Raw genomic sequence first — 13,452 nt, 5'->3', positions numbered from 1 at the left:
TCTTCAATTTACTAATAAAAATTGGTTCTGTTTAGAATCTCAAAACGGAAGTTAATACCGAATTAATAGCACTTTATCAAATCTTCATAACCTGCTGAATTAAAAATATTACCTTTATAAGTAACAATTCTAGATACTACATCGATCTTTCAATTGAAAACTTTGTTTATGAAAATATTATTCGTAATCGTATTTATGTTCTTCAGTATTTTGCTACATGGTCAAATACAAATTACAGGTACAGTTTTAGAATTTAATCCAGAAGAAAAGGAAAAAACACTATCTGGAGTACATGTAACTTGGTTAAATACTCCAATTGGAACAATTACAAATGAGCAAGGACAATTTAACCTTCCATTTAACACCTCGTTTACAAAACTTGTTATAAGCTATGTTGGATATAAAACTGACACTTTAACTGTTAACAGACCCCGACTGGGTAAAATATGGTTGCATCCAGAAATAGAATTAGAAGAAGTTTTATTGCGAAAAAAAATTAAGCCAATTCAAAAATCCTTATTTAATGTTCAAAATTTAGTACATGTAGACAGTAGAGAAATGCTTAAAGCCGCTTGTTGTAATTTATCGGAATCTTTCGAAACCAATCCTGCTGTAGATGTAAATGTTTCGGATGCCGTTACAGGTGCAAAACAAATACAAATGTTAGGTTTAAACAGTCCTTACCTATTGTTTACTCAGGAAAACATACCTTCTATTAAAGGTGCTTCACAAATTTACGGGCTGTCTTTCATTCCTGGATCTTGGATAGAAAGTATACAAATAACAAAAGGATCGGGTAGTGTTTTAAATGGCTTTGAAAGTATTTCTGGACAAATAAATACTGAATTAGTAAAACCTTTAACCGACCAGAAATTTTTCCTAAACATGTACGCCAATAATTACGAACGTTACGAATTTAATACCCGTTACAATAAAAAATTCTCGGAAGAATTAGCCACAGGACTTTATGTACATGCCAACTTAAGGAACGGAAACATAGACAGAAATTCCGATTTGTTTTTAGATACGCCCCTGGCCAAACAAATTAATATTATGAACAGGTGGCAATATGCAGATCCGTTAAAAGGCTGGGTAGGTTATTTTAACGCTCAATACCTTTTAGATGAAAAACAAACAGGAGAAATTTCGTTTAATCCAGATACAGACAAGTTTACTAACAATGCTTGGGGTAGCGAAGTCAAATCTAACAGACTAGACCTATCGGCTAAAATAGGTTATGTATTTCCAGATTTACCCTATCAAAGTTTTGGGTATCAAACAGCTTTAAGCCATCATAATCAAGATTCGTATTACGGATTTAATATCTATGATATTGAACAAACTTCCTATTACTCCAACCTTATATTTAACAGTATTATTGGGAGTACCCAACATAAATTTAAAACAGGATTAAGTTTTACCTACGATAGTTTTAAAGAAGATGTCAACCTTCAAAACTGGAATAGAATAGACAACTCTATTGGAGCATTTTTTGAGTACACTTACGATAATCTAGACAAATTAAGCTTTGTTGCTGGACTTAGAGTAGATAACCATAACAGATTAGGCACTTTTATTACACCACGATTACATTTAAGATACTCGTTATGGAAAGGAGCTAGCGTAAAATTGTCTGGCGGAAGAGGTAAACGAGCAGCTAACATTTTTGCAGAAAACCAACAGCTTTTTGCATCATCGCGAGTTATAAACATTTTAAACAATAATGGAGAGCTTTACACACTTAATCCCGAAATAGCATGGAATACGGGTATTGGATTTGTTCAAAAATTATATATCTGGAACAGAGCGCTAGACATTTCTGCCGATTACTATATTACCGATTTTAAAGATCAGGTCGTTGTAGATTGGGAAAATCCGAGAGAAATAGCATTCTATAATTTAAAAGGGCACAGTTTATCTAAAAGTTTACAAATAGACATCAGCTACGAAATCATTCAAGATTTAAACATCAGATTAACCTATAAAAACTACAATGTTACAATAGACTACCAATCAGGTAACTTGCAAAAGCCTTTACAACCAAAACATCGCTTTTTTGCAAATATGAGTTACGAAACCCTAAAAAAATCAAGAGGTTCGCAATGGAAAATAGATTACACGCTACATTGGACTGGTGAGCAAAGACTTCCTAATACTACACCTAATCCTGAAGAATACCAACTTAAACCCTATTCTGACCCTTATAGTATTATGAATTTTAACCTTACTCGAGTTATTAACGAAAAGTTCGACTTATATTTAGGTGGCGAAAACATCGGAAATCAAGTACAAAAACAACCTATTCTTGGTTCCGACGATCCTTTTGGACCTTATTTTGACAGTACGATTTTATACGCTCCTGTATTAGGAGAAACGTATTATCTAGGATTTAGATATAAATTAAAGTAAACTCACTGATTTTAAATCAATTAATACTTTATTTTAATTATTTTTAAATCTATAAAAATCTTTATCATGACACAATCAATATCCTTAAAACGCATTTTCTGCTTAGTTTTTATTTGCCTTTTCTGCACCCTGATAAATGCACAAGAAAAAAACGTCGCTAAAGACAAGAATAAAAACTTAAATATAGAAGTAAAAGGGAACTGTGGCATGTGTAAAACTCGAATAGAAAAAGCCGCTTTAAAAATTAAAGGTGTAAAATATGCCCAATGGGATATCCCGTCTAATCAATTAACCCTAGTTATAAATGAAAATAAATGCTCGCCCCAAGATATTAAAAAAGCAATAGCCGCTGTAGGACATGATACAGATGACTTCAGAGCAACAGACGAAGTGTATCATTCTTTACCACCATGCTGCCAATTTAGAGACCCTAATAGTATTAATATGGATCACGGAACTAACCATTAAAAGCCCAATCCAAATAGAACTTATATTATCTATCTTACAAGTGTTGTGAGATTAGTGTTTATCACATTTTTATAACACGTTTTGCTAGAATAATATTTCCGGCGGCATCAACTACATTAATAACATAAAAGCCTGTTGACAGGCCATACAACTTATTAATAATTATTGTATTAGTATTTTGAAAAGCCTCTTCCCGTATTAAACCACCCATCATATTATAAACACTAACCGTGCAATTTGTATTTTTATTGAGTTTGATTGTAATCTTCTCTGTAAAAGGATTCGGATAAGTATCTATAATTATTGGAGTGTCATCTTTATCGTCTTCATTCCATATAATTGTTGCATTTATATTCTCATCAAAACTATACGCTTTTTTCACTCTTGTTTTATTACCACTTAACCTTTGTAAACTGGTATTATTATCTATTGTAGCAACTAGATTAGATCCAGAGGCAGCTTCAAAGCCAGGTAAAAACTTTATGCCGTTTACAGATTCAATTCTACAATTTGCCCCGTCAGGTATTATAAAGTTATCTCCTGCTTCTATTAAATATTGGTAATAAAAATATTCTTCAGGCCTGTAAGTATTGCTAACAATATAATTATTGAGGTTAGCAACACCATTGGCAGCATAAAATACACCAAGCGATCGCGTATCTGTTATGTCGTTAGGATTTACTAGAGGTAATGTTTCGCCATCAAAAGCATAAGTGCCATCGTACCTCAACATAGAAGTTGTAATAAAAGCAGAGTTTTCATGAATTTCTTCCCAAATATGCCAAACCAAATCCACAAAAGTATGATGAAGATAAAAAATAGGATCTCTTGGCGACAACGGTGTAGGCATAGCGCCACCCGTCCAAACATGAGCCCCTCTATGGACATTTCGTCTTTCCAATTCATTAGAAAATTGAAAGAAATCTGAAATATTGTACAAAGAAGCTAATTCACCAAGTGTGGGCATAGGGCCATTCCCTCCAATATTCCTGCGCAAGTCCCAATTTACATTAAAGCTTCCCATAAAATCCTCGTCCCACAATGGAGAATCTAAAGCTTGATCGCTAGGAGATTGCCAATACGCTAAACTTATTCTTGGATTTATATTCTGTACAGCCTGTTCCATTTCGAACATTTGTTGTCTATGCCAAGCCAAAAATATCTCACGCTCTGGTTCGTCGGGTAGATTAAAATGAAGATCTCGACGCGTTGGATCGATAGTGTTATCGAAATTAAAAAACTGACTATGGAACACTGCCAAATCATTAAACAAATCTGGTCCTTCTCTTAACTCATAAAAAGCATCAACCAATTCCGCTTTTTCATAGTCTGTCATTTCCTGATAACTCTTTCGAATACTTTGCCCGCTTAAGGTATGTACAAAGCACAAGAGCATTAATATCTTGTATAAATGTTTCATGTGTTGATTTAACAGATATAATTAAAAATATTAAATACTTCTAGGGAGTCGCTATTACAGTAATATTAATCAAAATTTCAGAGAGTTTCACTCTAAATCGCTGAAAAGCCATTAATTATGCACAAAACACCACTACACGGCAATCGTTGTCAGAATCAGCCTATATTAAAGCTTAATTATTGGTTACCGGATACTCTGTATTTTCTAGAAACCGCATGTTTGGAAACATGATTGGTAAAGGTTACACCGTTAAATCGGCGCAAATGGAAATGAGCATGGTTGCCGAAGGATATTATGCTACCAGAAGTGCACATCTGCTAAACGACAAAAATGAACGTAAAACTAAACTGCCTATAATAAACGCAGTTTACGAAGTTTTATACGAAGGGAAAGACCCTAAAAAAACCTTCGCCAAGCTAACAGAGAAATTAGATTAGAAAGGCTAATAAATGTAATTTCGGAATTAGAGCAAGACCATTTTAAATTCAAAAAAATCAAGAATTATGTTAAAAAATTATTTGTATATTTAATTTTAAACATAAAAAATACATATGATTAAATATCTCGCATTATTCCTCATGGTGCTCCTAAATCTTAATTTAAGTGCACAAGAAAACAATACCGATACCAACTATAACGTTGCCGACTCAGAACAGAACATTCAAGATATAGGGTTTAACAAAAAAGATCTTGAAACTGAAATACAAAAGATTGCTTCAAAAGACAAAGACTCGGTAAAAATAATTTCGATAACACCAAATTCGAATTTAGTTAAGGGAGATATTTATACCTTTTCAATTATCGCCGTTTATAATTTGGCCACTAAAGACCAGGCTCAATTACAGATTGGATTTAACAATGGTCTAGATCCAAACGCTTATAGAATGATTTCTGAAGCTTCAAAAATTGTAGATTCTAAAACGGGTTACCATATCTTTAAAGTAAAAGCTAGAGCTGTTAATTGGAAAGAAACCGGTCGTGATTTTAATGCCTACGTAAACATTTCCGAGTATCCACATTCCTCTAGGTATATCCCTCTAAGTTCAAACAGCATGCCTATAAAAACAGATTAGTTACTTAACCAAAACGCCATTAACACCCATAACTGGTATAGGCTGAAGCGCCTTGTCGTTAATCGTATTAGCTTTAAAAACAAACGTTTTATCGTACATGGTATTACCTTCAAAAAACGATATTTTAAAGGTGTTATTTAAAGCCAAAACATCGTCTTGTAAGTATTCTATTTTAGCATAACTTTTAGCTGGAAGTTTATCTAATTTATGGCGCATTAACGAGGTTTCCTTATCCTTTAAGGCTCCTTTGCTAACAATTAATACCGTTTCTAAATCAACTGCCTTGTCGTTAACAATATAAGCTGTCCATTCCTCTACGTTCAACGATTCGTTAAATACCTTTACTGCGGCTACGTAAACACCTTCAACTTTGGGAATTTGGATGTCCTTTTTCATGTGTTTTTAAATCGTAGATTTAAACTGCTCTAAGAAACGCACATCGTTTTCACTTAATAGTCGAATATCGTTTATTTGATGAAGTAACATAGCTATACGGTCGATACCAACACCAAAAGCAAAACCAGAATAAGCTTTAGAATCTATTTTACAATTCTCTAAAACATTAGGATCTACCATACCGCAACCTCCAATTTCTAACCAACCTGTTCCTTTGGTTATGCGATAGTCCGATTCGGTTTCTAAGCCCCAGTACACGTCTATTTCTGCACTCGGTTCGGTAAATGGAAAATACGACGGACGTAAACGAATTTTAGACTTTCCAAACATTTCGGTAGTAAAATACTGTAGGGTCTGCTTTAAATCGGCAAAGCTCACATCCTTATCTATATACAAGCCTTCTATTTGATGAAAAAAGCAGTGCGAACGTGCCGAAATGGCCTCGTTACGATACACTCTACCTGGTGAAATGGTTCTGATAGGAGGTTTATTATTTTCCATATAACGCACTTGCACCGAGCTGGTATGCGTTCTTAATAATACATCGGGATTGGTTTGAATAAAAAAGGTATCCTGCATATCACGAGCCGGATGGTATTCTGGCAAATTTAATGCTGTAAAGTTGTGCCAATCGTCTTCGATTTCTGGCCCTTCACTTACATTAAATCCAATGCGGGAAAAGATATCGATAATTTGATTTTTTACAATAGAAATAGGATGACGTGCCCCTAGATTAATAGGCTCGCCAGGTCTAGACAAGTCGCCATAAATGCCCTTAAGTTCTTCTTTACTTTCTAACTCTTCTCTTAAAGCATTAACCTTATCTTCGGCCGTTTTTTTAAGTTTGTTTATAGTTTGCCCAAACTCTTTCTTTTGGTCGTTAGCAACATTTTTAAACTCGGCAAAGTAGTCGTTTAACAAGCCTTTTTTTCCTAAATATTTAATTCGGAAGGCTTCAACTTCTTCTTTAGATTGCGCTTTAAACGCTTCGGCTTCAGCAATAAGTTCTTTAATCTTGTCTATCATGATATCCACATTTAACTGAAAATTTTTCAGTAGCTAAAATAGACGGCAAAGTAAAGAAAATATTTTCAAAATATCTATCCAAAACACAACTCTTATCAGTGTTCGCCATAGCCTACATCGTCCATTTTTCCTTTAAATACTTTATACTGAATTATAAAATACACCAAAACCAAAATGGCGGCAATTACAAACCAATACACACCTACCGAAAGTCCGTAATCATCGGCAGCGACATTATATATGGTTAACGACGGATTAATAGCGTTGGTTGATGGCAACACATTCGGGAAAATAGACGCTACTGTTGAAGCTAAACCACCCACCAGAAACAAACTGGAAAATAAAAAGCCTTGACCGTCTTTTTTAAATCGTTTTACATTAAACAAGCCTAAAAGACCAATTAAAGTAATTACCGGAAAGATGAATAATACAGGATTCACTAAAAAATTATGAAATGGTTTAGGCTCGATAAGATGCCAAACACAAACCGAAATAACAACCAGTACCGACAAGGCAACATTTAAGTTAAAAACTACCCGTTTTAATTGCTGATTGATGGCGGCATTGGTTTTATAAACAATCCAATTGGCACCATGTATGGTTAAAGCCACCACACTAATAACTCCCAATAACAAGGTAAACCAATCGATAATACCTAGATGTTCGGCATGTGGGCTAAATGTCGGATTCCATAATGGCAGAAAAAAATAATGTGCTTCTTGAGTAGACACACCATTTTCTACCATGCCCAGATTTACACCGCGAACAACATTACCTAAGGCGATACCAAAAAACAAGGCCAATAGCAGGCTCGCAATGCCAAAGGCTTTATCCCAAACCGTTTCCCACAAAACATTGTGAATTTGCCCTCTTAACTCCAAACCGATAGCTCTAAAAATAAGCAACCATAGAATCATGATTAGCGGTAAATAAAATCCGCTAAACGAGGATGCATACAAGGTAGGAAACGCAAAAAACAACACCCCGCCTGCGGCAATTAACCAAACTTCGTTAGCATCCCAAAACGGACCAATAGCATTGGTTATTGCTTTTTTATCCTTTTCGGTTTTAGCAAAAAACAAATGCACGATACCTGCACCAAAATCGTAGCCATCTAACACCACATAAGTAGCCAACATAACAACCAGAACTATATACCAAAATAACTCCATAATTAATGTGTTTGCACGCTAGGGCCTTTCCTAACAATTTTTCCGATTAATAACATAAATAACAATCCTAAAAGGGCATACAAGCCAATAAAACCTAGTAAAGTAAACAAGGTGTTTCCAGAAGATACCGTTGGCGAAGCACCACTTGCTGTGCGTAATAAATTATATACCAACCATGGTTGCCTACCCAGTTCGGATGTGTACCAACCTGCCGTGTTGGCAATGTAGGGAAAAGGCATCATAAACACCAAAACCCATAAAATCCAATGTGTATGGATTAATTTTTTCCGAAATAATTGTAGACTGGCTAATAGCATTAAACCAATAAAAAGTGTGCCCAACCCCACCATAACATGGTAAGCATAATACAACATCGGTATATTTGTAGGGTGTGTATCTTCGGGAAAGGCTTCTAAACCTTTTACCTCTTGATCCCAATTGCCATAGGTTAAAAAACTTAGCACATTGGGCACTGCAATTTTATTATCTAACTTTTTATTTTTTATGTCGGGTTGACCAATTAAAACAATTTCCGATCCGCCTGGTTCTGTATGGAAAATACCTTCCATAGCTGCAAAAGTTACCGGTTGATATTTTACCACATTTTTAGCCAGCAAATCCCCTGTAGGCACCGCTACTAAAATTGAAGCGATAACACCAAAAATAACGCCCGTTTTCAAAAACAAATACCCGTAATCTTTAAACTTATTATTTAGCACATACAAAGCACCAATGCCTGCTACTACAAACGAGCTGGTTACCAAAGAGGCCGCCTGATTATGTAAATATGATGGCCATAACCATGGGTTTGTGAACAAAGCAGAAAAGTTGTTCAGAACAAACTTACCATTGGCCAAAATTTCGTAGCCCACTGGATTTTGCATCCAGGAATGTGTGGCTATAATTAAAAATCCGCTGGCCCAGGAGCCTAAAAACACTAGAAATCCCGTTAAGAAATGTAGCTTATGCCCCAATAATTTTTCACCAAAAAGAAACAAGCCTAAAAACGATGATTCTAAGAAAAACGAAAACATGCCTTCCATCGCTAAAGTCTGCCCGATAATACCACCTGTTAGTTCGGAGAACTTTGCCCAATTGGTTCCAAACTGAAATTCCATTGGAATTCCTGTTACCACACCCATAGCAAAATTAAGTGCAAAAATGCGCATCCAGAATTTAGCAGCATCGTTATATTGTAGGTTATCGGTTTTTAAAAACTTCCATTTAAAATAGACTATTATTAAGGATAGTCCCATGGTAAGTTGCGGAAATAGGTAGTGAAAGGTAATGGTAAATGCAAACTGCATTCTATCGTAAAATAGCATGTCTTCCATATCGGCGCACGGTTTTTACAAATTTAAATAACCGTAACTATAATACCTTGTTTTAAGGCAGCTATTTTTTACGAACGGAGAATTGCGTTAGCGATTGCAGAGGAAATCCTTTTGCCTTAAGCAAAAGATTGTAGCGGAAAGCGCGACCCGTAGGGTAACGCCCAAAGTTTAATTAATATACTCGGTTTCCAGAAAGTAGTTTACTATGGCTTCTTTCATTAATATGCTTTGTTCGCCTGCTTTTAAGTTAGGAAGCTGCTCTTTTGCGGTATAATGCGGCCAGCCGTCGTCGTCTACAAAATCAAACTCGTAATAACCATAAGGCATTAGCAATTTACAAATGGCAATGTGCATGAGATCGAGTTTATGATCTTTTTTAAATTTACGGTCGAATTGCCCGAGTTCCTGCAAACCAATAAGATAAATAATGGCATCGAGATCTAACGTATCGCCATCGGCAAACTGATTAGACAATTTGGTAACCACTTGCTCCCAACGTATTTTTAATTGTTCGTCTCTAGACATATTATATGGTAAAACTTAAAAAATATGTGCAAAAATAAAAAAATAGCAGGTTACTTATTCTTAATCGAAGCTTAAAATAGCATTAAAACATTTAAATGTTATATTTGATAAACCAACACACTCTGTATGACAACAATAGATATTATTCTGGCCATTTTATTACTTTTTGGATTTGTTAGAGGTTTAATGAACGGACTTTTTGTAGAAATTGCCTCTTTACTTTCTCTAATTTTAGGAATTTATGGCGCGATACATTTTAGTAATTTTACCGCTTCGCTTTTTGAAGACAAAGTAGATTGGGACGAAAATTATGTAAACATTGTAGCTTTTGCTGTAACATTCGTTGTCATTGTTTTAGCCGTTGGTCTTGCCGGGAAAGCATTTACCAAACTGGCTAACTTAGCATTTTTAGGTATTGTAAATAAAATTCTTGGAGGCGTTTTTGGTGCCTTAAAAATAGGCTTAATTACTAGTGTGGCCTTAAATGTGTTTGAAAACCTAAACAACACCATCCCTTTTGTAAACAAAGAAAATATAGATAAATCTATACTTTACAAACCTGTAATTTCTTTATCGACTACAATTTACCCTGCTTTTAGAGAAAAAGTTGAAGAGAAAAAGAAGGATTTGTTGGAGGGGTAATTGGTTGTTGGTTGTTAGTTGTTAGTTGTTAGTTGTTAGAAAGTAAAACTTTGAAAAGTTTGAAGGCAATTTTAAAAGACACTATCCTAAAAGAATGCTTCACTTTGTTCCTCAGCCACCTATTCGCAGACAGGTTAAGCATGACAAACGGATTGTCATTCCGACTAAAGGAGGAATGTTTTGTTGCTGATATAATTGAATCTAGTTTTTGGTTTAGAGTTCTAACTTCTATTATCTAAAACTAAAATCTCAATACTCCATCCTCTAATTAATAACAATCCAACTTAAGCTGTCCCCTGTTTTTAAAATAGCTTAACGGTTTCTGCAATTGGGTTTCACAAATAGTTTCCAAAACGTCTAAAACACCTTTTTGCATGGCGATCGACCCACAAATAAGGATAATTCCTTTATCTTGAAATACCTTAGCTACCGCTTCGGCGTCGCGTTCTAACAGATTTTGAACATACACTTTATGTCCGTTAATCTGTGAATAAGCAATTTCCAAACGACTCAATTGTTTGCTCTTTAAACCAGATTCAATTAACGGTTTGTATATCTCGAACGAACTTTCTTGGCGGCCGCCCCAATACAATTGCATCTGTTTGCCATTGTTGTTTTGGTTAATCATCCCCAGAAATGGTGCAATCCCCGTACCATTGGCAATCATTAACACCTGCTTCGTGTTTTTTGGCAACCTGAATTCCTTGTTTTTAATAACACGCGCTTTTAATGTTTCACCTAGTTGCAAATCGTTTAGATAATTAGAACACAAGCCCAATTCCTGACGTTTTACACTCAAGCAAATTTGTTTATCCACTTTTCCTACCGAGTATAAACGTTCAATACTATTCGGTTCTGGTTGAATCGCCAACAAATCACCCGATTGAAACCGCGGTAATCCCAATTTTGGCTTCAGCAGCATGGTAAACGTATCGTCTGGATTTTGATTGGCTACTGTTTTATGGGTGATAGCAAAACTTTGTTTGCGTTTTTTAGGTTCAGCAACATCGTCTGCCGATAAGGTAATGGTTAAACCAACCTTTTTGGACCACGCATTAATCCATTGCGTATACGCTTCGAACGATTTATTATGAATGGTAAATGGCTCTAATAATTGCAAGCCATTGGTTTGTTCTTGTAAACAGGTATCTACTGTAAAAGCGTATTTACAAAAATCGGGATAAGCCAAAGAACCAAAGCCAACTACCGAAAAACTAAACGGTTTTTCTATTTGTGTGTTCTGCAATCTTTCAATAAATTTTGTAGCATTTTCTGGTGGATCTCCCTGACCGTAAGTCGCTGTAATAACAACTAAATGCTGTAATTTTTTATAACGATCAAACTGATTCAATTCTGCTATAAATGATGATTCCCCAATTTTCAACAATTGTTTGTGCAACATGTTCGCAAATTGTAAGGAACTACCATTTTCCGAACCAACCAAAATAACATACTTCGCAGCATCCTTTTTAAACTTATTTTTAAGCTTGGCACGACGCCGTTTAAAAGTCATTACAAAACCAGAATACACAAAAAACAGAATATTCACACAGGCTAGGGCCAAAATTAAAGCCCAAATTATACTACCCTGTCCCGTATGCAAATTGATGCTTAAACGCGAAGCCAAAGTAATAAAGGGATAAGCCGTTTCACTTAAAATATCGCCCGTGTATTGATTGACCAAAACCTCTCGGTCTTTCAGTTTTAAAGTGTAATAATCTTCTACATCGTCTGAGAACGGAAACTCTACTTCGCGAACTTCAGACAACTTCGTATCTTTAAAAATAGGCTGGTCGGCAATTGACAATTTAGGTTCCGAAGTAATGGCTTCGTAATCTACCTCGTGATTTATCGACTCCTTCGGCAATAAATCGAAACGGTATAAAGACAAATACACACCCGTAAGCGTAATAATTAGGATTGGAATTAAGGATAAACGTCCTAAAACCACGTGGTAATATTGCGAGAAACTCTCGTTGACTATTTTATTGAAAAAACGCTTAACACTACGTTGTCGCTTCACTATTAAAACTGTTCCGGAAACGGCTATTAAAAACAGTAAAAAGGATGTAATTCCAACAAAAATTCGACCAATAGATTTTAAAAACAGGGATCTGTGAAAATTTGTTGCCCAATTAAAAAGTGGCGCTTTCTCTATTATATCACCTAATTTTTCACCCGTTTTCGGGTTAATGTAAAAGGTTTCGGCGTCACCTTCTTCGGTAATTACAGATGCAGCAACAAAGTCGTTTTCATCTATTTTAAGATCGATAACTTCAATATAATTTGCCTTTAATTGACTAACGGTTTCGGCTAAATTTACCTGATTAAATCCATCAATTTTATACGGTTGAATTTGATTGGAAATAGGCTCGAATGCCAAGATAACGCCCGTTACCGAGGCCAATATTATAAAAACAAAAGAAGATACAGCCAAGGCTAAATGGCTATATCTCCATATTGAAATTGTCATCTGTTACTACAATTTTAGTTAGGAATCATTCGTATGTAACGAATAAATCCTTTTCCTTCTACTTTACTTTTTACGCTTGCCGAAGTCAGTTCGAACTGTACATCTTGCTCGTAATATTCCTGATCTTCTACCGCCGACTCAAATCGGATGCTGTATCCTGCATCAATTTTAGCATCTTCAATTTCTACCACGTTAATACTACGTTGTCCACCAGCAACTGTTGCTCCGGTAATCGCATCGATATTATGGCGTTTTTTACCGTAAAATGCCCACCACGAGGTAATATCGTTGTACCATTCGCTATCGTCTCCTTGTACGTACAAGGTTTTTTCGTATTCCCCTTGTGGGTTGATTAATGAAATAACCACATAAGCACCTTCGCCTGTATAGTTAGTCATCTGCACCATACATTTGTACTTGGTAGCAGGCGCCACAGTTTTAAATGAATATAAACTGAAAACAACCAGAGCCAATGCTCCTAATGTTTTTATAACTGAAAATTTTTGCATCTTTC

The 13,452-nt window shown here is 35.4% G+C and carries 12 protein-coding genes and 1 pseudogene; 5 read left to right on the top strand and 8 right to left on the bottom strand.

What is annotated here, in order from left to right:
* Positions 1-168 precede the first annotated feature (168 nt).
* Both ACR9EA_RS00965 and ACR9EA_RS00960 read left to right on the top strand, forming a co-directional pair.
* A complete protein-coding gene (locus ACR9EA_RS00965; protein WP_435136200.1) occupies positions 169-2,409 on the top strand; it encodes a TonB-dependent receptor in 2,241 nt (746 codons plus the stop codon).
* 66 nt (positions 2,410-2,475) lie between these two features.
* Positions 2,476-2,877 carry a heavy-metal-associated domain-containing protein gene (locus tag ACR9EA_RS00960; protein ID WP_435136197.1) on the top strand — a complete coding sequence of 134 codons (402 nt, stop codon included), beginning with the start codon at positions 2,476-2,478 and terminating at the stop codon, positions 2,875-2,877.
* A gap of 61 nt (positions 2,878-2,938) precedes the next feature.
* On the opposite strand, the gene ACR9EA_RS00955 is transcribed toward ACR9EA_RS00960, so the two are convergent.
* On the bottom strand, positions 2,939-4,297 hold the full coding sequence (locus tag ACR9EA_RS00955; protein ID WP_435136194.1) for a tyrosinase family protein: 1,359 nt from the start codon (positions 4,295-4,297) through the stop codon (positions 2,939-2,941).
* A gap of 176 nt (positions 4,298-4,473) precedes the next feature.
* On the opposite strand from ACR9EA_RS00955, the pseudogene ACR9EA_RS00950 reads away from it, so the two are divergent.
* Positions 4,474-4,734: pseudogene (locus ACR9EA_RS00950) on the top strand (NAD(P)H-dependent glycerol-3-phosphate dehydrogenase); the annotation flags it as partial.
* A gap of 114 nt (positions 4,735-4,848) precedes the next feature.
* On the top strand, positions 4,849-5,370 hold the full coding sequence (locus ACR9EA_RS00945) for a hypothetical protein (protein ID WP_435136191.1): 522 nt from the start codon (positions 4,849-4,851) through the stop codon (positions 5,368-5,370).
* Here ACR9EA_RS00945 and ACR9EA_RS00940 read toward each other — a convergent pair whose 3' ends face one another.
* The 5 genes from ACR9EA_RS00940 to ACR9EA_RS00920 form a co-directional block, all read right to left on the bottom strand.
* On the bottom strand, positions 5,371-5,766 hold the full coding sequence (locus tag ACR9EA_RS00940) for a hypothetical protein (protein WP_435136188.1): 396 nt from the start codon (positions 5,764-5,766) through the stop codon (positions 5,371-5,373). It lies immediately after the preceding gene.
* A 6-nt stretch (positions 5,767-5,772) separates the two neighbouring features.
* Positions 5,773-6,792 (bottom strand): phenylalanine--tRNA ligase subunit alpha, encoded by a 1,020-nt coding sequence (gene pheS / locus ACR9EA_RS00935; RefSeq protein ID WP_435136186.1) that lies wholly within the window; start codon positions 6,790-6,792, stop codon positions 5,773-5,775.
* 95 nt (positions 6,793-6,887) lie between these two features.
* Positions 6,888-7,964, bottom strand: coding sequence for a cytochrome d ubiquinol oxidase subunit II (gene cydB, locus ACR9EA_RS00930; protein WP_435136183.1), 1,077 nt, complete (start codon positions 7,962-7,964; stop codon positions 6,888-6,890).
* Positions 7,965-7,966: 2 nt separating this feature from the next.
* Positions 7,967-9,298: a cytochrome ubiquinol oxidase subunit I gene (locus ACR9EA_RS00925; protein WP_435136180.1), complete on the bottom strand. Its 1,332-nt coding sequence runs from the start codon at positions 9,296-9,298 to the stop codon at positions 7,967-7,969.
* 168 nt (positions 9,299-9,466) lie between these two features.
* Complete coding sequence (locus tag ACR9EA_RS00920) at positions 9,467-9,823, bottom strand: hypothetical protein (RefSeq protein WP_435136178.1); 357 nt, start codon at positions 9,821-9,823, stop codon at positions 9,467-9,469.
* Positions 9,824-9,949: 126 nt separating this feature from the next.
* On the opposite strand from ACR9EA_RS00920, the gene ACR9EA_RS00915 reads away from it, so the two are divergent.
* Positions 9,950-10,465 carry a CvpA family protein gene (locus ACR9EA_RS00915; RefSeq protein ID WP_435136177.1) on the top strand — a complete coding sequence of 172 codons (516 nt, stop codon included), beginning with the start codon at positions 9,950-9,952 and terminating at the stop codon, positions 10,463-10,465.
* A 268-nt stretch (positions 10,466-10,733) separates the two neighbouring features.
* Here ACR9EA_RS00915 and ACR9EA_RS00910 read toward each other — a convergent pair whose 3' ends face one another.
* Both ACR9EA_RS00910 and ACR9EA_RS00905 read right to left on the bottom strand, forming a co-directional pair.
* Positions 10,734-12,938, bottom strand: a complete 2,205-nt coding sequence (locus ACR9EA_RS00910) for a PepSY domain-containing protein (RefSeq protein ID WP_435136174.1) — start codon at positions 12,936-12,938, stop codon at positions 10,734-10,736.
* A 14-nt stretch (positions 12,939-12,952) separates the two neighbouring features.
* The gene (locus ACR9EA_RS00905) at positions 12,953-13,447 is read right to left on the bottom strand and encodes a DUF2271 domain-containing protein (RefSeq protein ID WP_435136171.1); all 495 of its coding nucleotides are present in this window, start codon (positions 13,445-13,447) and stop codon (positions 12,953-12,955) included.
* Between the last annotated feature and the right edge of the window lie 5 nt (positions 13,448-13,452).

Source organism: Formosa sp. A9 (genome assembly GCF_051200825.1).
Classification (GTDB): domain Bacteria; phylum Bacteroidota; class Bacteroidia; order Flavobacteriales; family Flavobacteriaceae; genus Formosa.
This window is presented reverse-complemented; position numbering and strand designations above follow the sequence as displayed.

What these genes read in the sequence shown, in the direction of transcription:
- ACR9EA_RS00915 (WP_435136177.1), top strand. Translation starts at nt 9,950, where the DNA reads ATGACAACAATAGATATTATTCTGGCCATTTTATTACTTTTTGGATTT.
- ACR9EA_RS00945 (WP_435136191.1), top strand. Translation starts at nt 4,849, where the DNA reads ATGATTAAATATCTCGCATTATTCCTCATGGTGCTCCTAAATCTTAAT.
- ACR9EA_RS00940 (WP_435136188.1), bottom strand. Translation starts at nt 5,766, where the DNA reads ATGAAAAAGGACATCCAAATTCCCAAAGTTGAAGGTGTTTACGTAGCC.
- ACR9EA_RS00910 (WP_435136174.1), bottom strand. Translation starts at nt 12,938, where the DNA reads ATGACAATTTCAATATGGAGATATAGCCATTTAGCCTTGGCTGTATCT.
- ACR9EA_RS00960 (WP_435136197.1), top strand. Translation starts at nt 2,476, where the DNA reads ATGACACAATCAATATCCTTAAAACGCATTTTCTGCTTAGTTTTTATT.
- ACR9EA_RS00920 (WP_435136178.1), bottom strand. Translation starts at nt 9,823, where the DNA reads ATGTCTAGAGACGAACAATTAAAAATACGTTGGGAGCAAGTGGTTACC.
- ACR9EA_RS00905 (WP_435136171.1), bottom strand. Translation starts at nt 13,447, where the DNA reads ATGCAAAAATTTTCAGTTATAAAAACATTAGGAGCATTGGCTCTGGTT.
- pheS (WP_435136186.1), bottom strand. Translation starts at nt 6,792, where the DNA reads ATGATAGACAAGATTAAAGAACTTATTGCTGAAGCCGAAGCGTTTAAA.
- ACR9EA_RS00925 (WP_435136180.1), bottom strand. Translation starts at nt 9,298, where the DNA reads ATGGAAGACATGCTATTTTACGATAGAATGCAGTTTGCATTTACCATT.
- ACR9EA_RS00955 (WP_435136194.1), bottom strand. Translation starts at nt 4,297, where the DNA reads ATGAAACATTTATACAAGATATTAATGCTCTTGTGCTTTGTACATACC.
- cydB (WP_435136183.1), bottom strand. Translation starts at nt 7,964, where the DNA reads ATGGAGTTATTTTGGTATATAGTTCTGGTTGTTATGTTGGCTACTTAT.
- ACR9EA_RS00965 (WP_435136200.1), top strand. Translation starts at nt 169, where the DNA reads ATGAAAATATTATTCGTAATCGTATTTATGTTCTTCAGTATTTTGCTA.